At 48.5% G+C, this 21,286-nt stretch carries 23 protein-coding genes; 19 read left to right on the top strand and 4 right to left on the bottom strand.

Annotated elements, in window-relative coordinates; all coding sequences use genetic code 11:
* Positions 1–36: 36 nt before the first annotated feature.
* Entirely contained in the window at positions 37–2,373 is a 2,337-nt protein-coding gene (locus AC2CG4_RS11130) for an FG-GAP repeat protein (RefSeq protein ID WP_484486323.1), read from the bottom strand.
* Positions 2,374–2,666: 293 nt separating this feature from the next.
* Positions 2,667–4,499 (bottom strand): di-heme-cytochrome C peroxidase, encoded by a 1,833-nt coding sequence (locus tag AC2CG4_RS11125; protein WP_484486322.1) that lies wholly within the window; start codon positions 4,497–4,499, stop codon positions 2,667–2,669.
* Positions 4,500–4,530: 31 nt separating this feature from the next.
* Here AC2CG4_RS11125 and AC2CG4_RS11120 point away from each other — a divergent pair, with 31 nt between their 5' ends.
* Positions 4,531–4,698 carry a hypothetical protein gene (locus tag AC2CG4_RS11120; protein WP_484486321.1) on the top strand — a complete coding sequence of 56 codons (168 nt, stop codon included), beginning with the start codon at positions 4,531–4,533 and terminating at the stop codon, positions 4,696–4,698.
* A gap of 334 nt (positions 4,699–5,032) precedes the next feature.
* Positions 5,033–5,416, top strand: a complete 384-nt coding sequence (locus AC2CG4_RS11115) for a hypothetical protein (RefSeq protein ID WP_484486320.1) — start codon at positions 5,033–5,035, stop codon at positions 5,414–5,416.
* Position 5,417: 1 nt separating this feature from the next.
* On the opposite strand, the gene AC2CG4_RS11110 is transcribed toward AC2CG4_RS11115, so the two are convergent.
* Together AC2CG4_RS11110 and AC2CG4_RS11105 are read right to left on the bottom strand one after the other, a co-directional pair.
* Positions 5,418–5,825, bottom strand: coding sequence for a hypothetical protein (locus tag AC2CG4_RS11110; protein WP_484486319.1), 408 nt, complete (start codon positions 5,823–5,825; stop codon positions 5,418–5,420).
* 15 nt (positions 5,826–5,840) lie between these two features.
* A complete protein-coding gene (locus AC2CG4_RS11105) occupies positions 5,841–7,175 on the bottom strand; it encodes a flavohemoglobin expression-modulating QEGLA motif protein (RefSeq protein ID WP_484486318.1) in 1,335 nt (444 codons plus the stop codon).
* A gap of 234 nt (positions 7,176–7,409) precedes the next feature.
* Here AC2CG4_RS11105 and AC2CG4_RS11100 point away from each other — a divergent pair, with 234 nt between their 5' ends.
* The 17 genes from AC2CG4_RS11100 to AC2CG4_RS11020 all read left to right on the top strand — a co-directional run bounded on the left by AC2CG4_RS11100 (position 7,410) and on the right by AC2CG4_RS11020 (position 21,246).
* Positions 7,410–7,718, top strand: coding sequence for a Rieske (2Fe-2S) protein (locus AC2CG4_RS11100; RefSeq protein ID WP_484486317.1), 309 nt, complete (start codon positions 7,410–7,412; stop codon positions 7,716–7,718).
* 30 nt (positions 7,719–7,748) lie between these two features.
* Positions 7,749–8,234, top strand: a complete 486-nt coding sequence (locus AC2CG4_RS11095; protein ID WP_484486316.1) for a DUF4124 domain-containing protein — start codon at positions 7,749–7,751, stop codon at positions 8,232–8,234.
* Positions 8,235–8,244: 10 nt separating this feature from the next.
* On the top strand, positions 8,245–8,937 hold the full coding sequence (mtgA, locus tag AC2CG4_RS11090) for a monofunctional biosynthetic peptidoglycan transglycosylase (protein WP_484486315.1): 693 nt from the start codon (positions 8,245–8,247) through the stop codon (positions 8,935–8,937).
* A 189-nt stretch (positions 8,938–9,126) separates the two neighbouring features.
* Positions 9,127–9,384, top strand: coding sequence for an FmdB family zinc ribbon protein (locus tag AC2CG4_RS11085; RefSeq protein ID WP_484486314.1), 258 nt, complete (start codon positions 9,127–9,129; stop codon positions 9,382–9,384).
* A gap of 63 nt (positions 9,385–9,447) precedes the next feature.
* Positions 9,448–11,253, top strand: a complete 1,806-nt coding sequence (gene aspS, locus AC2CG4_RS11080; RefSeq protein ID WP_484486313.1) for an aspartate--tRNA ligase — start codon at positions 9,448–9,450, stop codon at positions 11,251–11,253.
* 145 nt (positions 11,254–11,398) lie between these two features.
* Positions 11,399–12,142, top strand: coding sequence for a YebC/PmpR family DNA-binding transcriptional regulator (locus tag AC2CG4_RS11075; protein WP_484486312.1), 744 nt, complete (start codon positions 11,399–11,401; stop codon positions 12,140–12,142).
* 95 nt (positions 12,143–12,237) lie between these two features.
* On the top strand, positions 12,238–12,759 hold the full coding sequence (ruvC, locus tag AC2CG4_RS11070) for a crossover junction endodeoxyribonuclease RuvC (protein WP_062066325.1): 522 nt from the start codon (positions 12,238–12,240) through the stop codon (positions 12,757–12,759).
* Between the two features lie 32 nt (positions 12,760–12,791).
* Positions 12,792–13,406, top strand: coding sequence for a Holliday junction branch migration protein RuvA (gene ruvA / locus AC2CG4_RS11065; RefSeq protein ID WP_062066322.1), 615 nt, complete (start codon positions 12,792–12,794; stop codon positions 13,404–13,406).
* Positions 13,407–13,457: 51 nt separating this feature from the next.
* Entirely contained in the window at positions 13,458–14,483 is a 1,026-nt protein-coding gene (gene ruvB / locus AC2CG4_RS11060; protein ID WP_484486311.1) for a Holliday junction branch migration DNA helicase RuvB, read from the top strand.
* Between the two features lie 7 nt (positions 14,484–14,490).
* Entirely contained in the window at positions 14,491–14,916 is a 426-nt protein-coding gene (gene ybgC, locus AC2CG4_RS11055; RefSeq protein WP_484486310.1) for a tol-pal system-associated acyl-CoA thioesterase, read from the top strand.
* A gap of 4 nt (positions 14,917–14,920) precedes the next feature.
* The gene (tolQ, locus tag AC2CG4_RS11050; RefSeq protein ID WP_484486309.1) at positions 14,921–15,607 is read left to right on the top strand and encodes a protein TolQ; all 687 of its coding nucleotides are present in this window, start codon (positions 14,921–14,923) and stop codon (positions 15,605–15,607) included.
* A gap of 36 nt (positions 15,608–15,643) precedes the next feature.
* A complete protein-coding gene (tolR, locus tag AC2CG4_RS11045; protein WP_062066311.1) occupies positions 15,644–16,072 on the top strand; it encodes a protein TolR in 429 nt (142 codons plus the stop codon).
* A gap of 7 nt (positions 16,073–16,079) precedes the next feature.
* Complete coding sequence (tolA, locus tag AC2CG4_RS11040; RefSeq protein ID WP_484486308.1) at positions 16,080–16,922, top strand: cell envelope integrity protein TolA; 843 nt, start codon at positions 16,080–16,082, stop codon at positions 16,920–16,922.
* Complete coding sequence (tolB, locus tag AC2CG4_RS11035; RefSeq protein WP_484486307.1) at positions 16,919–18,199, top strand: Tol-Pal system beta propeller repeat protein TolB; 1,281 nt, start codon at positions 16,919–16,921, stop codon at positions 18,197–18,199. Before tolA ends, tolB begins: the two co-directional genes overlap by 4 nt.
* A 42-nt stretch (positions 18,200–18,241) precedes the next feature.
* Complete coding sequence (gene pal / locus AC2CG4_RS11030) at positions 18,242–18,706, top strand: peptidoglycan-associated lipoprotein Pal (RefSeq protein WP_484486306.1); 465 nt, start codon at positions 18,242–18,244, stop codon at positions 18,704–18,706.
* Positions 18,707–18,720: 14 nt separating this feature from the next.
* Positions 18,721–19,455 (top strand): YbgF trimerization domain-containing protein, encoded by a 735-nt coding sequence (locus AC2CG4_RS11025; protein WP_484486305.1) that lies wholly within the window; start codon positions 18,721–18,723, stop codon positions 19,453–19,455.
* 528 nt (positions 19,456–19,983) lie between these two features.
* On the top strand, positions 19,984–21,246 hold the full coding sequence (locus tag AC2CG4_RS11020) for a hypothetical protein (protein ID WP_484486304.1): 1,263 nt from the start codon (positions 19,984–19,986) through the stop codon (positions 21,244–21,246).
* The last annotated feature ends 40 nt before the right edge of the window (positions 21,247–21,286 follow it).

The following is a 21,286-nucleotide window of genomic DNA, read 5'->3' as shown; positions in this document are numbered from 1 at the left end:
GATGGCATCCCGTTTTTGTTTTACCGCTACTGATATTTAGTAGACGTACACGGCACCGGCTGCATCAGCTGAGTTGTCGCTTTGATCTAAGCTGTTGCTGCTCGTTGCCGAGCTGGTGCTGGCACCACTGGATGCGGCAGCATAACCGCGGCCGGCTTCGCGGTGCGCGCTAACTGCCATAGTTTTGCCATCCGCTGACAAATCTACGTTCACGCCAAAGCGGTCGTCGCTGTCGGTATTGCTAGCTTTAACATAGCTTTGTTGTGTCCACACTGTGTTATTGCGTTTGAACACAAATACGGCGCCAGAGCGCGCGGCGCTGGTATCACCTTGATCGCCGTTAATGCCTTTGGCATTACTTGACTCACGGAATGAACCAACCGCCAAGGTCTTGCCGTCTTGGGAGAGGCTCACATTGCCGCCGAATTGGCCTCCACCTTGCACTTTAATGTATTGAGTTCCGTCATTACGGCTCAATAAACTGATGCCATCATGATGAGTTAATGTTGATGGTTTTAGCGTGGCTTCTTGCGACCATTCAGTCCCGGATCGAATAAATACATAGGTAGCTCCAGTATTTGCGTAGTCGATCTCTTGAGTTGTCTCTCCGTTAATACTTGTCGACTTACTTGCGTCTCCAGGCGCACCCACCACCAACATATTGCCATCACCGGATAAATCGACGCTGGAACCAAAAAATGTATCGATAAAGGTACTGCTTGGTTTGAGGTATGTCTCTTGGATCCACATTTGATCACTGCGCTTGAAAACATAGGCTGCGCCGTTATTGATTACATCGCGGATGCGATTTTTTGAAGCTTCTTTGCATTCCGGCTCAATCACGTAACCTGACTCGTTGAGGTAGTAACAGGTATTGTTCGCCTGATCGCCATTCACACCTGTTGCATTACTGTCTTCCCCTATGGCGCCTACTGCCAGGGTGTTGCCGTCAGTGGAGAGAGCAATGCTTGCACCAAACGCATCGCCTTGTTGCGCGTTAGATGCTTTTACGTGCGCTTCTTCGACCCAGCCATTTTCTCTAAGACGGAACATATAGACAGCGCCTGAGCCACTTCCACCGGAATAGCTGCTGGTGCTGGATGATGAGCTAGTGCTGGATTTACTTGAGCTTGACGATGAACTGCTCGAGCTTGAGCTGCTGATGGACGAGCTGCTGGATGGGTAGAACTCTAAGCATGTGCTAACTGAAGATGTGCTGTCGAACGAGCTAGCGCTATTACCGAAATTGAATACACCACTTCTAGCAATAAAATCGCTCGTAGTGCCGACCGCAAGAGTCTTCCCGTCGCCTGACAGTGCAATAGTTTCACCGAAGCGCAGTTCAACTTTGGGGCGACTGAACGCGTGTTCTAAGGAAAAAATGGGTTTTACATACGCATCTTGCAACCAGTTACTCTCAGAGCGAGTAAAAATATAAACAGCCCCTACATTTAAATCCACAGCTCCGAGCAAGTCACTAGAAGGGTTTGATGAGGAGGCAGAGCTAATGACTATTTCATAGTTATTCTGATTACAGTTCACACCATAGGATGGGCTGTCTTCCAGTAGCGCCGATACCGCCAGGGTATTTCCGTCATCGGACAGTGCAACTTTGTAACCGAAGCGATCATTTGGCAGCATGCGGGCGGGGTTTAAATCTGGTTGCTCGGTATTGGATGCCTTCAGGTAGGCCTGTTGAATCCATACACCGTTTTCTTTAATGAATACATAGACCGCGCCAGAGTTGGTGCTGTCATTGTTGGCTTGGTCGCCGTTTGCACCTATGGCTTTACTGTCTTCGGTTGGTGCGCCTACTGCGAGGGTAGTGCCATCGGCGGACAGGGCAATGCTCCAACCAAAAAAATCATTGGCTTCAGCGTTAGATGCTTTGAAATAGCCAATGGCTTTGATCATTTCGGTCGCGGTAAAGGTCAGGTTGGATCTTTGGCAGCCGCTGGCATTACAGGCGTCTACGTAATAGTAATTGTTGACCCAATCGTGCACGTGTACGCCGATTTCATCGGTCGTCTCGGTGTTGGTCAAATCGTCGCCCACTTGCTCTACACCGCCGGTCGCTGCATCGTGTTTATAAAGCTTATAAAAAGTGGCTCCGTCAACTGCGCTCCACTGGAAGGTCAGCACTTTGGGAGTTTGCGCTTCTACCTTTACGCTGGGCCAAATACCTGAACCATTTGGCGGTACAGAGGCTGCACTGAAGCTGCTGCGTAAGGATGAGCTGCTAATAGATGAAGAGCTTGCCGAGGATTTTTTATCGCTGCCACCGCCGCAGCCAGCCAGTAAAAATGAGCCTGCCATCAACGAGAGAAGCAGGGTGGTACGCTTTAGTAGCGGTGAAAAACGGTCAATATTCATTCAGCATGTTCCTGAGGTTTAAAACTGGTCGGTGATTCTGTGTGTCGCGGCGCTTGGTGTCAATCAAATCGCCAGCATTATTCGGGCACTGGTGAAGCTTGGGGGTTTGACTCTCGCTTGCATCGAGCTGGGCTAAAGACCCTCAAAGCGGAGGATTGGTTCAGTGATTTTGTATGGTGCGGGTAATTTAGTGGAAATAAGTACGGCAAGTTGTGAGCAATTGTGAAACCTGTGCGGTTTGCTCAAGAGCTCATCGCCCGGCGGTAAAATCGGGCGATGAGCTTGTGGCTGTGTCACAGCGTTTTTAAGTATTCAACTAACGCCAAGCGCTGGTGGCTGTTGATTGGCTGCAGCATCTGCATTTTCGGTTTGCCCTGTGCATCTTTTACCGGGCGGCCTCTGTCATCCAGTACAAATACGGGGGTGATACCGGCAGCATATTCATGGCCTTTATTGGAGTTGCTGGGCAGGCTGGTGTCAAACACAAACAGGCCGGGGAACTCTTGTGGATCGCGCTGTACAACCCCCACATTGATAACATCCAGTTCGCGGGTGCCCAGGGTGAAGCGATTGGGGCGACAGGTTTTACCGCTGGCGATTTCGGCGTCGCTGCAGCTGGGCATAAACAATTCATATAGGCTTGGAACAGATCCGTTGTGTAAATAAGGTGCAGTAGCCCATATACCATTGAGCGGGCGTGCTTTGTAAGCGGCGAGAGTAGCGGGGTTATCTTTATCGACGACCTCAAAGTCCAAATGGCGCTCGGTTTTTTTGATCGGGTTGTCGGACATTGAACTAATCAGGTCGTAGAGTTTTTCTGCCCAGCGGCGAACCAGCCATTTATCGTGATCCGGCTCCACCAATACCCCTTCAACTGCCGCACTTAAAGCTGGTAATACCGGGCTGGTCGCTTGAAAACGCGGTGAATTGGGTTTGAGTGGGTTAATACGTTTACCCTCAAAGTAGCCGGTTTTGCCAGCATAATTGAGTGCGTTCATCGCCATATAAGGGTCGGTGCCAATCGTTTGCAAACTGGCGAATTGCGAAATGATGCGGCGCTTGGGGTCGGTGCGGTCGATGGCCTCATGGCAGGTGTGGCACTGGTATTCAATAAACACCTGTTTGCCTTGTTCGGCCAGGGCTGGGTTAATAGCGGGCAGCACATTTTGCTGCGCCAGATCTTCCCAGCTTGGCGACCACAAACTCTCCAGATGGCGCTCCATACGTGTCAGGTTGCGCACGACCACTGATGAGCGATAGCCAATGTCACCTTTTTTGCGATGCAAATCGAATTGCGCGAATACACCTAGTGCCTCACCCGTGTTGCGCCCCAGCGGGCCTGCAAGCTCGTTATCACCCACACCGTTCCACTGCACAAAATCGTGTTGCGGGGTATCCCACAAATAGGGATAACTTACCGGTGCGCTGGCTGGGTTGAAATTGGGCTCGTTGGGGGTGAGGTGCGCAAGTACCCGATTGTAGATGCGCCCAAACGCATCCAGCCGGCCATAACCATAGGCGACGGATTGTTCGCCATGGCGCGGGTCGTTGATCTGGTTGTAACTGGCAATCTGTTGTGCGGTATCCACTAGCTGCGCGCGGAAGGCTTCTTTGTTCTCAGGGTATTTCCCTTGCAGTACTTTTTGGGCGAGGCGCTCAAATTTGTCGGGCTGCTCCAGGCTTGCTTGTAATGCCAGCGACAAGCTTTTTAGCATCTGCTCCATATCGGCCAGAGTTGCGCCGCCGTCGATACGAATGGCGGCCCCTTGATAATTAATCTGGCTGGTATGACATGCAGCGCAGGTGAAGCCAATAAACTCCTTGCCTCCGTGTTCATCTTTCACCCAACCGACTGGTAGTCCATCCGGGTTGGCAAAGCTGGCTTTTTGCGGCAAATAGCGAAGCCGATTTATGTTTTCATCGCTGCGAAACAGCGCTTCACTATCGGCTGTTTCGAGGTGTAAAAAAATATCGTAAGGGAGCAGATTAGAACCCTGCGTAACATTATAAAACCAGAGGCTATCTGCGCCGCTCCAATTTTGTTCTGGATAAACGACCCGGTTAGCGCTATCGCCAAAGCTATCTTGTTGGGCAATTTTTGCATGACGATCGCTATCAACTAACACGCCCTGAGAAACATAAGTACATGCAGAAATTGTGGAAATTATTATAAGAGATAATAAAAAAGAGGCGGTGCGCAATGCGATGCGCAGGTATGTTGGTGGCATGATTATTCCTTTCTACTGGTGTGGCGGCGATGCAAGCCCAGTTGTTTGGGCAAATATTGGTGTCGCAAAATGGCGATCAAATAATAAACAAAAATAATGTGCTGTAATCTGAATAAATTAAGGAACTATTCAGATTCGCTGCAGCCTTAAGAGATGACTTTACCAGATTGTCATGATGCAGATACAGGACAGCGGGCGGATTTGTCACTGGTGTTCCCTGCGCTTGGCAATAAAGTAACAAAATTATTCCTGAATCTACTGCTAGAGAATTGTTCGTCGCTTTTGCTTGAACTGTCATAAATTGTGCGTAGACTGCCGCCTCGTCGCAGCAGAGGGACTTTTTCGGAACCGGGTGGCGAATAATCAACCAAGTGAGTGATGTGGCAATTTAACATCAACTCAACAATAAAAAGCGCAGCGGAACCTTTTATATGTTGATGAATCCTTTATTTGTCGATACCTCATTACACAATCGTCTTGGGCAGGAAGTCCATCTCGGCGTCTGTCACTGTCAATATCAAGGTCGCGATTACGTGTTTGTGATGGCGCCCACTCAGCAAGCTTCCAGTTTTGTCGGTAAAAATGCTGAGCCCTTTGCTTTCCAATTGCGGGAAAAGTTTGCGTTGGATGCGCGTCGTTTTGAATTAATTGAAGTGCGTGATGCCAGTGATGCAACGCATTTGTATCGCTGGCGCTTTGAGTGGGTGGGTAATTCACCGCTTTCGGCTCGCAGCGAAGAAATTAATTCACCCGGCCTACGTGCGACCCTATTACAGCTACTTGATCCAACTCAGGCTGTCGCAGCAACGGCCTGATTTATTCTCCGCTATTTTCCGTCCCCTCATTAGTTACTGTTTTTTTTGAGCTGCGCCAGAACCAGTGGCGCGGCTGCTGAGTGAATTTTTCCAGTTGTTCCTGTTTGTGATTGTTATCGGTAAACCAATAATAATCATGGGTGCTTTTGGGTTTAAACCAGCCGCGCACTTCTGCAATATGCTCAAGCTTTAATTTGGGCATGCCCAACTTCCGATCCAAATTAAAACTCTGGTTCCACTGTACAAGCAAATCTCGCTTGGCAGTTGCAATGGCCAATTCTTCAGTGTCAGTTTGTATTAATTTGCAAGCAATAAAACCAATAACCGGTTCCGGCGCGTCACTGTCTATGTGGCTCGCGTTTTCAAAAAAAATATTCTCACCTGAGAGTACAACTTTGTAATACGTCATAATTTACAATCAAACTCAATCTATTTCGGCATCAATGCCATCAGCTTGTGGTGGTGGAGTTGGCATTTTATCGAACAGCTTGCTGAAATGTTGCTGCACACGTGCGATATTCATTACCGACATGCCACTCGAAAAACCAAACCACACATACAAACCATTTAAATTTTTAAACATCGGCGGCAAATATTTAGGCGCGGCAATTACCCCCTCCAAATGACGCTCGTACAGCAGCGGTAAATCATCCAGTGTCACCTTGCCGACAAACAGCATGGGAATAATTTCCGGCACGCCGGATTGAATCGCGCTACGAATAAAATTCACATTTTCGACAAAACCTTTTACGTATGAAATGTCTTTGGTGAACGCTGATCCGCCAGTTAATGTGCCGCCGCGAAATACCCGCTGGGTTACACGATAACTGTCGTGCTCGCTCACACCGCGCTCTAAAAAGTGGCGATAGACCTGACAAAAATCCGCGCCTTGTTCCGCCAAATCCACCGCGACAACCCGGTCGCTAATGCGCCGTGCGCGCTGTGGAAATGAGCTGAAGGTCAGCGTCTCCAGTAATACCGCCATGCCTTCTTGAATTGCGGTAATACGCGGCGACCCGACACTCAACCAGGTTGCCCAAGGTTGCTCGCGGCCATTAAGCGTAGTGCCTATATGCACCCAGCCTTCGTGCACTTCCAACACTTGCAAATCCAATTCAGAAAAAGAGGAGCGGCGATTTACTTTAATGCAGTCGCCACCGGCAGAGGCGTCCGACACTATGTCATCGCTGATTTGTACACGCACTTCACCGGCGCCGAAATAATCGGTCATGCGCGCTTGTAGCGTGGTGACTGCCTCTTCTGAACTGATGTGATTAGTGTAGGGGCGATTTAAATGCTCCACCGCAGGCAACGAAAAAATATGGCACAAGCGCTCGCCCATTTGGCGCAGGGTTTTGCGATCGCCACGCAGGTTGTCACTGGCGGAGCCGTACAGTTGGCGGCTGAAATGACCGAACTGATCGGTACCGCGAAAGCGCAGCAACTCAATCACAATTTGGTATTGATCAATTGTTGCCTGCAGGATTTTGCCCAGTGCATCATCGCGCCCTAATTGGCGGCGCACATCGTTTTTCAATTCTTTTAATAGTTGGCTAACGGTATCTGGATCAAAGCCCAGCTTTTGTTGTTGATAATAATTAGCCCCCAGTGCGGGTAACTCTTTGCCTTGCTGCTCGCGGAAACGCTGCTCCACTCCTTGTGGCCATTTAATGGCATCAAGAATGCGGATGGGTTTTTGCAAGGATACCAGGCGCGTTGATAGCTGCTTTAAGCGCTCCAGGTAAAGAGAGTCGGTCATAACAAGGCTGCCGCATTAAAAGTGCAAGAACTTACCGAATGGCTCGATACTGCTTTTACGTACAAAACCATGTTTAAACAGTGCCAGATATTCATGCTGGGAGAGGGCGCCATTCTATCTGGTTGCTTGGCAATTGTGGCTAGAATTTGTCGGATAAGTAAGCGCCGCTGGCGTCTTGTTGGATAAGTCGCCAGAATGGGGGCTGCCCAATCAGGGTTCTAATGAGGATTTATCATGTCGTTTGTTGCTTTGGAAAAACTGCATCTATTGCACGATGGCTATCGTAAGCCGGTCAGTCTGGCTGGCCATAATCTGCTCTTGCTGCAGGAAAATGGCAAAACCATGCTGATTAAAAATGAGTGTCCGCACGCAGGTGCGGTGCTGACCTATGCAACCTGCACTGGTAACGCCTTGCGTTGTCCTATGCATGGTATTGAATTTGATTTGACTACCGGTAATCCAACTACCCCGGCCTGTACTAGCTCACTGCAATTTTTGCCGCTGATTTATGAGGGTGGCAATATTGGTGTTGAGCTCTCTTAAACCATTGGATCTGTCTTATTAGAGAGTTTTATGAAACGCTTGCTGTTTAAGTCGCTTACGGTGGTGTTGTTGGTCTTTTTTATTGGTAACTACCTGATCTATCTCAATACTGGGCAGATGCCGCTGCGCGATATGCGCGAGCGTATGGGCGATGATTGGTGGGTGGATTTACAGGAATTGTGGTCATCCAATCAATTGGCTGCGGATGCCAAACAGGCGATGAAAACAGTTGCAGATAAGGTTTCCGAGCCTGAGCCAGCGCCGCCCACCACAGTGTATAAGTGGACGGATGCTAATGGTCAGGTGCATTTTGGTGATAAGCCTGTCGCTAGTAATGCGGAGCAAATAGCGATAGATACGCGCAATGCTATCTCGGCGCCGGAAGTCTCCGCTCCTATTCGTGAAAAACGCCCTGCTGAGCCTAAAGCTCCAGTACAGGAATCGGCGCTTGATAAAGCTCGCGCCGCCGCTGCCGCAATGGAATTGCGAGTGCAGCAACAAGAGCAGCTGCAGTGATTATTAATAGATGAAAATTGTCTGGCGCAGTCTGTGGCGAATTTTGAAATGGCTCTTGCTTGCATTGCTGATCTATCAGCTGTGGTTGTTTGCTCATGTTCTGGTGTGGAAGTGGGTGAATCCAAGTGAAACGAGTTTTATGTCGATCCGGCTGGATGAGCTGCGCGAAAAAAATCCCAAGGCGGAACTGAAACAGCAATGGGTGGATTATGCGCATATTTCTACACATCTTAAACGCGCGGTAGTTGCCGCTGAAGATGACCGGTTTATGCAGCATCAAGGGTTTGATTTGCGCGGTATCGAACAGGCGCTGAAAAAGAATCAGCGCAAAGGTAAATCCGTTGCGGGCGGTTCCTCCATCACCCAACAGCTAGCGAAAAACCTGTTTTTATCGCCCTCGCGCTCCTATGTGCGTAAAGCAGAGGAGGCAGTAGTTGCGCTGATGATCGAACTGGTGTGGGATAAACGCCGGATTTTGGAGGTGTATTTAAATGTGGTGGAGTGGGGCAATGGCGTGTTTGGTGCCGAAGCCGCTGCGCGTCACTATTACAAGGTTCCCGCTGCGCAGATAGGCCCTTCGGCGGCAGCGCGCATGGCAGTTATGTTGCCCAATCCGCGCCAATATGAAAAAGCTATGCCAGCCTGGGTGGTTAAACATGCGGCGGGAGTGCAAGCGCGCATGCATCGCTCCCAAATTCCCTAATCCAGCTTGCACTTTGCTGCTGCCTTTTTGTTTGCGCATGCCCCTTTAAATCTGCACCGCCGCATCCATATTCCCTGGCGCGGTTCTCGCCGCACTGGTTTTGCGATACAATCGCGACCCTTTCAGGGTCTTGGTATCCTTCTTAGCAAATTGTTGTAACTAAATCGTTGTTGTGACCGGGGTATAAACATGCCTATTTATGAATACCAATGTGAAGCTTGTAATCATAACCTTGAAGCGCTGCAAAAATTGAGCGATGCCCCTTTGGTGGATTGCCCAGCCTGCGGCAAGGCAGCATTGAAAAAACAAATATCAGCGGCCGGTTTCCGTTTAGCGGGCGGCGGTTGGTACGAGACCGATTTTAAATCGGGCAAGAAAAAGAATATCGCGGGTGACTCCGGCAGTGCTGGTTCATCCTCGACTGCGAGCAGCACTGCGGCCAGCTAAGCTGGCCATCGCACCAACAAACGCCTTTTCAAAATACTCTTATACAAACATCAGGAACTTGCTATGCGCAGCCAATACTGTGGCGCTTTAAATGCCTCGTTTATCGATCAAGAAGTCACTCTCTGCGGATGGGTGGATCGTCGTCGCGATCACGGTGGAGTGATCTTTATCGACCTGCGCGACCGCGAAGGTATTGTGCAAGTGGTGTTCGATCCGGATGCGAAAGAGAATTTTGCCCTGGCCGATAAAGTGCGTGGCGAATATGTACTGCAGTTGACCGGTAAAGTGCGTGCTCGTGCACCTTCTACCGTGAACCCGAACATGGCGACCGGTGAAGTTGAAGTGTACGGCACTGCGCTGACCATTTTGAACGAAGCTGAAACCATGCCGTTCCCCTTGGATTCATACTCCAATGTGGGCGAAGAGACGCGTTTGAAGTATCGCTTTCTCGACTTGCGCCGCACCGAAATGCAGAAAAACCTGCGTTTCCGCAGCAAAGTGACCAGCGTGATCCGCAACTATCTGGATCGCAACGGCTTCCTTGACGTTGAAACCCCAATTCTGACTCGTGCGACCCCAGAGGGCGCGCGTGACTACTTGGTGCCTTCGCGCACTCATGACGGCAAATTTTTTGCGTTGCCGCAATCACCTCAGTTGTTTAAGCAACTGTTGATGGTGGCCGGTTACGATCGCTACTATCAAATCGCCAAGTGCTTCCGCGATGAAGACTTGCGCGCTGACCGTCAGCCAGAATTTACCCAGATCGACATAGAAACCTCGTTCATGTCACAAGATCAGATCATGCAAATCACCGAAGGCATGTTCCGTGAGTTGTTCAAAGATTTGATGGGTGTAGATTTCGCCGAAATCAAACACATGCCGTTCTCTGAAGCCATTGCCAAATACGGTTCAGACAAGCCGGATATGCGTATCCCGCTGGAATTGGTTGATGTTAAAGACCTGGTGACCGAAGTAGATTTCAAAGTCTTCGCCGGCCCAGCGAACGATCCCAAATCCCGCGTGACCGCATTAAAAGTACCCGGCGGCAACGAGAAGTTGACCCGTAAACAAATCGACGACTACACCAAGTTTGTCGGCATCTACGGTGCTAAAGGTTTGGCCTACATCAAGGTCAACGACAAAAACGACTTGGAAGAAGGCTTGCAATCACCGATTGTGAAAAACCTGCCAATTCCTGTGCGCAAAGCAATTTTGGAGCGCGTGGGTGCAGAAAACGGCGACCTGATTTTCTTCGGCGCCGACAAACACAAAGTCGTAACCGAAGCCTTGGGTGCACTGCGCTGCAAACTGGGTGCAGACCTTGAGTTGTACACTTGCCAGTGGGCGCCGCTCTGGGTGGTTGACTTCCCAATGTTTGAAGATGATGACAAAGGCGGCTGGACTTCGATCCATCACCCATTCACATCGCCTAGCTGCACTCCAGAAGAATTAATTGCAAACCCGGGTGCCGCTTTGTCGCGCGCTTACGACTTGGTATTAAACGGTACTGAGTTGGGTGGTGGTTCGGTGCGTATCCACTCATCGACCATGCAGCAAGCGGTCTTCCAAATTCTGGGTATTTCACCGGAAGAGCAGCGCGAGAAGTTCGGCTTCCTGTTGGATGCCTTGGCTTATGGCGCACCGCCACACGGCGGTTTGGCGTTTGGTTTGGATCGTTTGATTATGTTGATGGTGGGCGCAAGCTCAATCCGCGACGTGATCGCTTTCCCCAAAACCCAAAGTGCTGCCTGCGTCATGACTGATGCACCAGGTACAGTAGACGATCTGCAATTGCGCGATCTGCATATCCGTCTGCGTAAAAAAGAAAAAGCGGTTGTTGCTGAAGACGCGCCTGAATACGGCATGTAAAACCCCACCCCGACCCTCCCCTTCAAAAGGAGGGAGTAAAGCTCCTCCCCCCCTAATAAGGGGGAGGTTGGGAGGGGGTTAAAAAGGTGGGCTTTTGCCCGCCTTTTTTGTTTCTGATTATTGAATATCTACATGGGAGCTTCCAATGGCCGGACATTCCAAATGGGCAAACATGAAACACCGCAAGGCACGTCAGGACGCCAAGCGCACCAAGATCTTTACCAAAATTATTCGCGAGCTGACTGTCGCGGCGAAAGGCGGTGCTAATCCCGCTGATAACCCGCGTCTGCGCGCGGCGGTGGATAAGGCCTATCTCAATAACCTGAAAAAAGATGTGGTCGAGCGCGCTATCGCTCGCGGCGCAGGCACTGGTGAATCCGAGGCCTATGAAGAGTTGACCTACGAAGGTTACGGCGTAAACGGTGTGGCCTTTATCGTTGAATGCATGACCGACAATCGCAACCGAACCGCAGGTGATGTGCGCCATGCGTTCGACAAAAAAGGCGGCAACCTGGGGACTAATGGTTCAGTGTCTTATCTGTTTGCGCGTAAAGGGCAAATCAGTTTTGCGGCAGGTGTAAATGAAGATGCATTGATGGAAGCCGCTTTGGAAGCGGGCGCCGATGATGTAGTAATCAACGATGACGGTTCTGCCGATGTGATGACCGCGTTTGAAGATTTCTTTCGTGTTAAGGATGCCTTGGCCGGTGCCGGATTCACTGCCGACGCTGCCGATATAGCGCTTATTCCGTCCCTGACTGTCAATCTCGATAAAGAGCATGCCGAAAAAATTCTCGCGTTGATCGATGCGCTGGAAGATTTGGACGATGTACAAAATGTTTATACCAATGCGGATATATCGGAAGAAATTATGGAGCAAATCGGCTAACACCCGATACGCGAAAGGAAGATTTTAAGCGGGCTCTTGCCTGTGGCGTTTCAGCATGCAACACTGCGCTATAAATACTGTATATAGATACAACCATGGCGCTTATCCTCGGTATAGATCCCGGCTCTCGCAAAACCGGTTTTGGCATTATCAATGTCATCGGCAGCAAATACGAATACATCACCAGTGGTGTCATTCGCATGAGTGATGCCGATGAATTGCCCGCGCGTCTCAAAGTTATTTTTGATTCCCTGACCCAAATTATCGAACAATATTGCCCGCAAGAGATGGCGATTGAGCAGGTGTTTATGGCCAAAAATGCTTCATCAGCGCTGAAGCTCGGGCAGGCGCGGGGGGCGGCAATTGTGGCGGCGACTGCGCAGAATGTGCCGGTCTCCGAATACGAAGCGCGCAAAGTGAAACAGTCGGTCGTGGGCAATGGCGCGGCAGATAAATTACAGGTACAGCATATGGTGAAAACCCTGTTGCGCCTTCCCGCAGCACCACAAGAAGATGCGGCGGATGCCTTGGCCGTGGCGCTCTGCCACGCCAATACCCGTGACCATTTAATCCGCATGGCGGGTTCATCGAGCTTTCGCCGCGGGCGAATTGTGTGATTGTTTTATCCTGATAGCATAAGAGACCCATTATGATCGGACGTTTGCGCGGACTGTTAATCGAAAAACAACCGCCATTTTTATTGCTGGATGTCAGCGGTGTGGGCTATGAGGTGCAGGCGCCTATGACGACTTTTTATCGTTTGCCTGCCCTTGGTTGTGAAGTGGTATTGCATACACACTTGTCGATTACTGAAAATTTACATCAGTTATTTGGTTTTGTTGAGCAGCGCGATCGCTCATTGTTCCGCACCTTAATTAAAGTCAATGGCGTCGGCCCCAAGTTGGCGATTGCGATTTTGTCGGGCATGGAGGCGGATGATATCGCCCGCTGTGTACGCGATGACAATATCACCGCGCTGACTAAAGTGCCGGGTGTGGGCAAAAAAACGGCTGAGCGATTGGTAATTGAATTGCGCGACCGCTTAAAAAATTGGGATATGCCGCAGAGCGATTTGCTTGCACACAGTGAAATTCAAAGTATCGCCACCGATAATGATGCCTTTGCCGAGGCAGAGAGTGCGCTGATCGCGCTGGGTTATAAACCGGTAGATGCAGCCAAAATGATCTCACTTGCGGCCAAACAGAAACCGGAAGCCAGCAGTGAAGAATTAATTCGCATGGCGCTGCGTTCTATCGCTGGATAAATAAGCTACTGAATAAAAGCAGCGCCGAATAATTTTCAGGATTAACTATCGATGATTGAAACGGATCGCCTGATTGCCCCCGCTGCCAAAGAGCGCGAAGATCATCTTGATCGCACTGTGCGCCCCAAATCCCTGGCTGATTACGTGGGGCAACCTGCGGTGTGCGAACAGATGGAAATTTTTATCGGCGCTGCTAAAAAGCGCGGCGAAGCGCTGGATCACACGCTGGTGTTTGGCCCCCCCGGTTTGGGCAAAACCACACTTGCTAATATTATCGCCAACGAAATGAATGTCTCGCTTAAAAGCACTTCCGGCCCGGTGTTGGAAAAAGCGGGAGATTTGGCCGCATTGCTTACCAATCTTGAGCCGGGCGATGTGTTGTTTATCGATGAAATACATCGCCTGAGCCCAGTGGTGGAAGAAATTCTCTACCCAGCGATGGAGGATTTTCAGCTGGATATCATGATCGGCGAAGGCCCAGCTGCGCGCTCAATCAAATTGGATTTGCCGCAATTTACTTTGGTTGGTGCCACAACCCGCGCGGGGTTGCTGACCTCACCATTGCGCGATCGTTTTGGTATTGTTCAGCGTCTGGAGTTTTATAATGTCGCCGATCTCACTCATATAGTGGCGCGCTCTGCGGCGCTATTGGGGGTGAAAATGGATATAGAAGGTGCTGCGGAAGTGGCCAAGCGTTCCCGCGGAACACCACGCATCGCCAACCGTTTACTGCGTCGTGTCCGGGACTACGCAGAAATGAAAGGTGATGGAGTGGTCACCGCCAATATGGCCGATAGTGCATTAAATATGCTGAACGTGGATGAGCGTGGTTTTGATCATATGGATCGGCGGTTATTAACGGCAATGATGAATAATTTTGATGGCGGCCCGGTCGGTGTGGAAAGTTTGGCCGCTGCGATTAGTGAAGATCGCGGAACTATTGAAGATGTAATAGAGCCATACCTAATTCAACAAGGTTTTATGGCGCGCACACCACGCGGTCGAATCTTGACCAACAATGCCTATATGTATTTTGGTGTGCCTATACCAAAGCGTTTGCAGGAATCAGCGGAATAAATCAATTATGCAACCATTTAGTATCCCGCTGCGAGTTTATATAGAGGACACCGATGCGGGCGGTATCGTTTATTACGTAAATTATCTGAAGTACATGGAGCGTTCCCGTACAGAATTTTTGCGCAGTTTGGGCTATGATAAGCCCGCAATTTTGGATGGTGGTCTGTTGTTGGTTGTGCATGCTGCACAAGTTAACTACCGCCGTCCGGCGCGACTCGATGATCAACTGCATGTAACGGCAGAAATTGAGAAATTGGCGCGCACCTATACCGAATTTAAACAGCAAGTATTGCGTGGTGATGAGTTGTTGTGTGAGGGGATAATTCGCATTGCCTGTGTGGATGCTAATTCCATGAAACCCAGTGCACTGCCAGCCACCATGCACCAACAGTTGAATCATTTTTTTCACAGTCAAATAGCAAGAGTTAATTAATACTATGCCAGAAACCAAGCAAAGCCTGTCCATTTTGCATCTCATTCTTGAGGCCAGCTTTCTAGTACAAATGGTCATGCTAATTTTATTTTTGGCATCGGTCATATCCTGGGTGATGATTTTTCAGCGCGAGATTTATCAGCGCAAGGCGTCGGCGGCATTTGATTTTTTCGAAAAGCAGTTTTGGTCGGGGATTGATCTGAACCAGCTTTATCGTCAGGGTAATGGTCGCAATGAAATTGTTGAGGGTATCGAAAATATTTTTCGTGCCGGATTTAAAGAATTCACCCGCCTGCGCCAACAAGCGGGCGCTGACTCTGATGCGGTGATGGAGGGGTCTATGCGCGCGATGCGAGTAGCACTGGCGCGCGAAGAAGAAAAGCTGGAAGAAAATTTGCCATTCCTCGCCAGTGTTGCGTCGGTAAGCCCTTACGTCGGGTTGTTTGGTACCGTGTGGGGCATCATGGTGTCTTTCCTTAATATCGCCAATGCCGGTCAGCCGAGTCTCGCCACCGTTGCACCAGGGATTGCTGAAGCCTTGATTGCGACAGCCATGGGCTTGTTTGCTGCTATCCCTGCGGTATTGGCCTACAACAAGTTTTCCGCGCGCGCTGAAAATCTTCTAAGTAACTATCGCACCTTTGCAGAAGAATTCTCCGCAATTTTGCATCGCCAAGTTCACAGCAAGTAACGCTGTTTTTACGTTTATTGGAAACAGGTTAAAGCCATGTCAGGATTTGGTCCACCCATCAAAAAGAAACTCAAAGCGGAAATCAATGTGGTTCCGCTGATCGACGTTATGTTGGTGTTGTTAATTGTATTTATGATTGCAGCACCCATGATGACGCAGGGCATTAAAGTAGAGTTGCCGCAAGCTGCATCAGAGCCGGTTGAAAGTAAAGAAGATGATCCCATTACTGTATCGGTAAAGGCGGATGGCGGCTTCTATATAGATCTAGCTGGCGACCCGGAAAAACCGCGCCCATTGGCAGAAATCAAATCAATAGTCAGCAAGGTTTTGGCAGAAAAGCCGAATACCTTGGTTTTTGTTCAAGGGGACAAAAAAGTTGAATACGGTGTTATCGTCAATTTAATGGGTGAGTTAAAACTGGCTGGTGCACCGTCGGTTGGCTTGATTACGGAGCCTCCGCGCTAGGTTATTTATGAAGTTGGAAAAATCGTTTTCACTGCCAACATTTCTGAGTGTTTTTTTGCACGGCACTTTGTTGGTTCTTTTTCTGGGTAATTGGGATTTTTTTAAGTCGGATGAAGAGCCTTATAAACCTCATTATGTGACTGCCACCTTGGTTGATCTTAAGCCCAAAGCCAAAGCTGCACCGCAGCAGGTTAAAGAGCAAATATTGGATTCAAAGGCTTACGAAGATTTGAAAAACAACAAAAAGCAAGAGGAACAGCGTCGCAAAGAGGCGGAAGCGTTGGTTCAAAGTCAGCGCGAGCAGCAAGCTAAAGCCGCTGAAGCGGAGAAGCAAAAGCAGCAAAAAATTAAGGAAGAGCAGGCAAGAGCCGCTAAAGCCAAAGCCGCCCAAGCGGAAGCAGAAAAAAAGAAACAAGCAGAGGCGGACGCGCAGCGCAAAGCAGAGGCATTGAAAAAGACTCTGCGCGAGCAAGAAGCTCAAGCTGAGCAACGCCGTATACAGGCTGCTCGTCAATTGGAAGCAAAACACATAGCCGAATCTAACGATGAAGCTAACGTGAAGAGCTACAACGAATTGTTATCGGAGCGTGTTGCCCAAAATTGGAGCAGGCCTCCATCTGCGCGCGCAGGAATGGTGGCAATCTTTAATATAGATATGCTTCCCAACGGGCAGGTTATTAATGTCCAGCTTGCCAAAAGTAGTGGAAACTCCGCATTTGATAATGCGGCTGAGCAGGCGATCAAAAAAGTAGAGCGATTTGTTGAAATCAAAGATGTTCCTATCGATGTCTTTGAGCGAAATTTCCGTCATTTTCAATTTGCCTTTAATCCAGAGGATTTACGTCAGTGAGATACATAATTAGCGCACTTCTGTTGGTGTTTGCGACTTCTGCAAATGCCCAGAACATAGTTTTTGTTACCAAGGGTGTTGATAATCCCACCAAGATTGCCGTAGTTCCTTTTGGTTGGGCGGGTGCTCGTTTGCCTGAAGATATTGGCAAAATAGTGGGCAATGACTTGGAGTTTTCCGGTCAATTTGAAGCCACAAAACCAGAGCGTATGCTCTCATTCCCTCGTTCTGAGGCTGAAGTGCATTATCGGGATTGGAAGGCACTTGGTGCTGAGTACTTGTTAATTGGCTCCATTACGCAACAGGCGGGTCGCTATTACGCGAGTTATGAATTGTTCGATGTAGTGCAGCAAAAGCGTGTTTTTGCCAAGCTGACGGTGGATGGAACAGAGGCGCAATTGCGTGATATGGCACATCATATTAGCGACAAGGTGTATGAAACCATCACCGGTATTCGTGGTATTTTTTCAACCAAGTTGATTTATGTAGAGGCTTTTAAGCAGCCACAAAAATATCGATTAATGCTTTCCGATATTGATGGCTTTCGCCCGCGTATGTTGTTGGAGTCGCGCTATCCACTGTTATCTCCTGTGTGGTCGCCCAATGGCCAGCGTGTTGCTTATGTGTCCTTTGAGGTTGATAACAAGCCTGCTATTTATATTCAAGATATAGCGACGAGTCGGCGTCAACAGATGACAAATTTTCGTGGCTTGAATGGCGCACCCGCTTGGTCACCTGACGGGCAGAAGTTGGCTATGGCTTTGTCAAAGGATGGCAACCCTGAAATCTATGTGATGAATGTGTTGACGCGCCAGTTAACCCGCGTAACGAATCACTTTGCTATTGACCACGAACCTTCTTGGGCCGCAGATGGCGCTTCATTATTTTTTACTTCTGATCGTGGCGGCAAACCACAGATTTATCAGGTCAATCTTGCCACTATGCAGCAAGAGAGAGTTACCTTTGATGGTGATTACAATGCGCGCGCGCGCGTCTCTCCAGATGGCAAAAGTTTGGTAATGTTGAATAAGCGCCCGGGCACTACTCACCATATTGCAGCACAAGATATAAAATCTGGTAATTTGCGTATTTTATCCGAGACAAATTTGGATGAATCGCCTACTATAGCGCCCAATGGCGCTATGCTGATGTATGCGACTCGTTCTGGTGGTAAAGGAGTGTTGGCGGCGGTGTCTCTCGATGCGCGTGTCAAAATCCTCCAGCCTCCAAAACAAGGTGATGTGCGGGAACCCGCATGGTCGCCATTCTTTAACTAAGTCCCGTAAAACAGATCTTTACCTCATTGGAGTTACACACACATGATTACTAAGGCAATCAAGCAAGGTCTTACTTTGGCTGTTGTTATGTCTTTCCTTGTTGGCTGTTCAAGCAGCGACAACAAAGGTACCGAGGCTCCAACAACCGGTGCAGCGCCTGTAGAAAGCACTGTATCTGAAGCTACTTTGTCAAACGTTGTTTACTTTGACTTTGACCAATACTCATTGACCGCTGAAAGCCGCGCTGTTCTGTTGGCTCACGCTGACAAACTGAAAGGTGCTTCAGTTGCAGTACGTTTGGAAGGTCATGCGGATGAGCGCGGTTCACGCGAATACAACATGGCTCTGGGCGAAAAACGTGCTAATGCTGTTCGCGATTTCCTCGTGACTCAAGGCGTTAACGGTTCTTCTCTGGAAGTTGTTAGCTTTGGCGAAGAGCAACCAGCTGCTACCGGTAGCGATGAAGCTTCTTGGTCTCAAAATCGTCGCGTAGAAGTTAAGTACTAAGAGTCTAAGCCCGTATGCTTAAAAATCTGCTTGCTGTTGTTTTAGTGACTTCAGCTTCAGTCTCTCAGGCACAAGTACGGGTTATTGAGTCTTCACCCCAGAGCATTCGCTCTGGGGTGGCTCAATCTAATCTGCCTGTCTCAGCTGAATCTGATGTTTACTCCCAAATTCGCGCCTTGCAAGAAGAGGTCGCTGCTTTGCGTGGTCTTCTTGAAGAGCAATCCTACGAGCTAAAACAGCTCAAACAACTACAACTAGACAACTACATAGATCTTGATCGACGTTTGTCTGGTAATACATCTGCTGCAGTAAAAGCCCGTACCGAAGACTCTATGGCAGCAGTTGCTGCTCCTGTTACAGCTTCGGTGTTGTCTGGCGCTGCTAGCGAAAGTGATGTTTATAAAGCCGCTTACGATTTACTAAATCAAAAAGATTTTGATGGTGCTGTGAGAGCTTTCAAGGCTCATCTGAACAGTTTCCCAAATGGAAGTTTTGCCAGTAATAGCCATTATTGGTTGGGCAAAATCGCAATGCTCAAAAAAGATTACCCGCAAGCAAAAAGTTGGTTTACTGAGCTTATCGCCAACTTTCCAAGTGCCGCAAAAGTGCCTGATGCCCAGCTCGATTTAGGTAAGGTTTATTTTTTGATGGGTGATAGGGTCAAGGCCAAAGCTTTATTGTCTGACGTTGCAGCAGGTAACAGTGATGCCGCACGTTTAGCGCAGAAGTTTATTGCTGATAATTTCTAATTATTATTTTTAAGGTGCAGCGGTTGATTGCCAGCTGGAGTAAAGTAATTTTTTGGATAAAAAGAGGGGGTTTCTCAGTAGAGAAGCCCCATAGCGCGTCCTGTATTGGATAAAGTAATCTCGATCACCTCAGCGTCCTGCTGAAAATCCAAGTTTACCGCTCAATCCATTGCATCCTCCTTAAGTAAAACCTTCATACTCCCTTATTCGCTCCTCCGTCCCTGCATTTGGTTTTCCATTAGTCGTCATTCCTTCGTTTTGTCCATGAATCTCCTTTTTCCTTGCGTCCGGCAGCTATGAATTTGTGTAGTTCCTTTTTACGTCCTTGTTGTGACTATTATTGAACACACATGCTCTATTGGGTAGCCGTCAAAAGCTGAATTCTGTGTAGGAAATTGACTACAAAGAAGGTCAGGTTGTGTTTTGGTTTGGTTCGAGCAGGTAGGATCCCCCTGTTGATAACCTATGCGCCGCCAATTGCAGTACACTGTGTTGAAAACAAATTATTACTATCGAGGTTGTAGTCTTATGTCGTTTGTTTTGAAAATGCGCTTATTTGTTTTTAAAATTTTTTGGTTGCTTGTCTTGATGACGAGTGCAGCTCAGGCCACGACTGCAACTTCGTCTGATCTCAGCTATGAGCTGACATATAAAGTTACTCTTGAACCATCAAAGCAGGGAGCATTAGTAACGATTAGTGTTGATAAAGGCGAGTTGCTAAAACATGTCAGCTTCGACAATAGCCGAGGCATTTATTCCAATATTCGTGCAAATGGAAAATTGATAATCAAGGATAAGCGAGTGACGTGGGAATTGCCGCAAGGCATTGCGCAATTGTCCTATTTTGTAGCACTTACCCACGAGCGTGACCCAGGGAAATTTGATGCAATGGTTACCAAAGACTGGGCAATATTCCGTGGCGATGATCTTATTCCCGCTGTGCGAACCTTTGAGGAGCAAGGTGCTTATTCAGTTGCAGTATTGGATGTGACGCTGCCGGAAACTTGGAGCAGTATTGAGACTGGTTGGCCGCGAAAGAAAGGTAATGTTTTCTCGATTGAAAATCCTGATCGCCTTTTTGATCGTCCAACGGGTTGGATAATCGCAGGTAAGTTGGGTACACGCCGCGCAACAGTTTCTGGGACATCAATCGCTATTAGCGCACCTAAAGGCGAGCATTTTAAACGCATGGACTCGCTGACATTTTTTAATTTTGTTTGGCCTGAAGTTCACAAAGCATTTATTGAAACACCCCAAAAATTACTGGTGGTTGGTGCGGGTGATCCAATGTGGCGCGGCGGTCTATCGGCAGCTAATTCTCTATTTTTGCATGCAGATCGTCCTTTGGTGAGTGAAAATGGGACTAGCCCATTGCTGCACGAGTTGACTCATATGATTACTCGTGTCAGCGGTGCCACAACTGCCAATACTAATGATGATTGGATTGCGGAAGGGATTGCTGAGTTTTATTCTTTTGAATTGTTGTATCGTGCCCATGGCATGACTAAATCGCGGCGTAATGCAATTATTAAAAGTTTGGATAAGTGGGGTGCAGAGGTAAAGCATTTGCGGAAGAGTAAATCTACCGGGCCGGTAACCGCACGTGCAGTTGTGCTGTTGGATGAATTGGATAAGGAAATTCGCAAGCGGAGCAAAAATAAATATAACATCGATCATGCGGTACAAGATTTAATGAAAACTAGAAAAGTCACATTAGATGATTTGCAAAAAAGCGTCGAAAAATTAATTGGCCCTACAGTCGATGCGTTGAATTCCGCCTTATTAAAGTAATAACAACCTTGTCATTTGTTAGCCATCGACCGGGAAAGTA

This window comes from Cellvibrio sp. ATLC23, from assembly GCF_057196725.1.
Note: the sequence above shows the minus strand (reverse complement) of the source record. Positions and strands in the feature narration are given on the sequence as shown.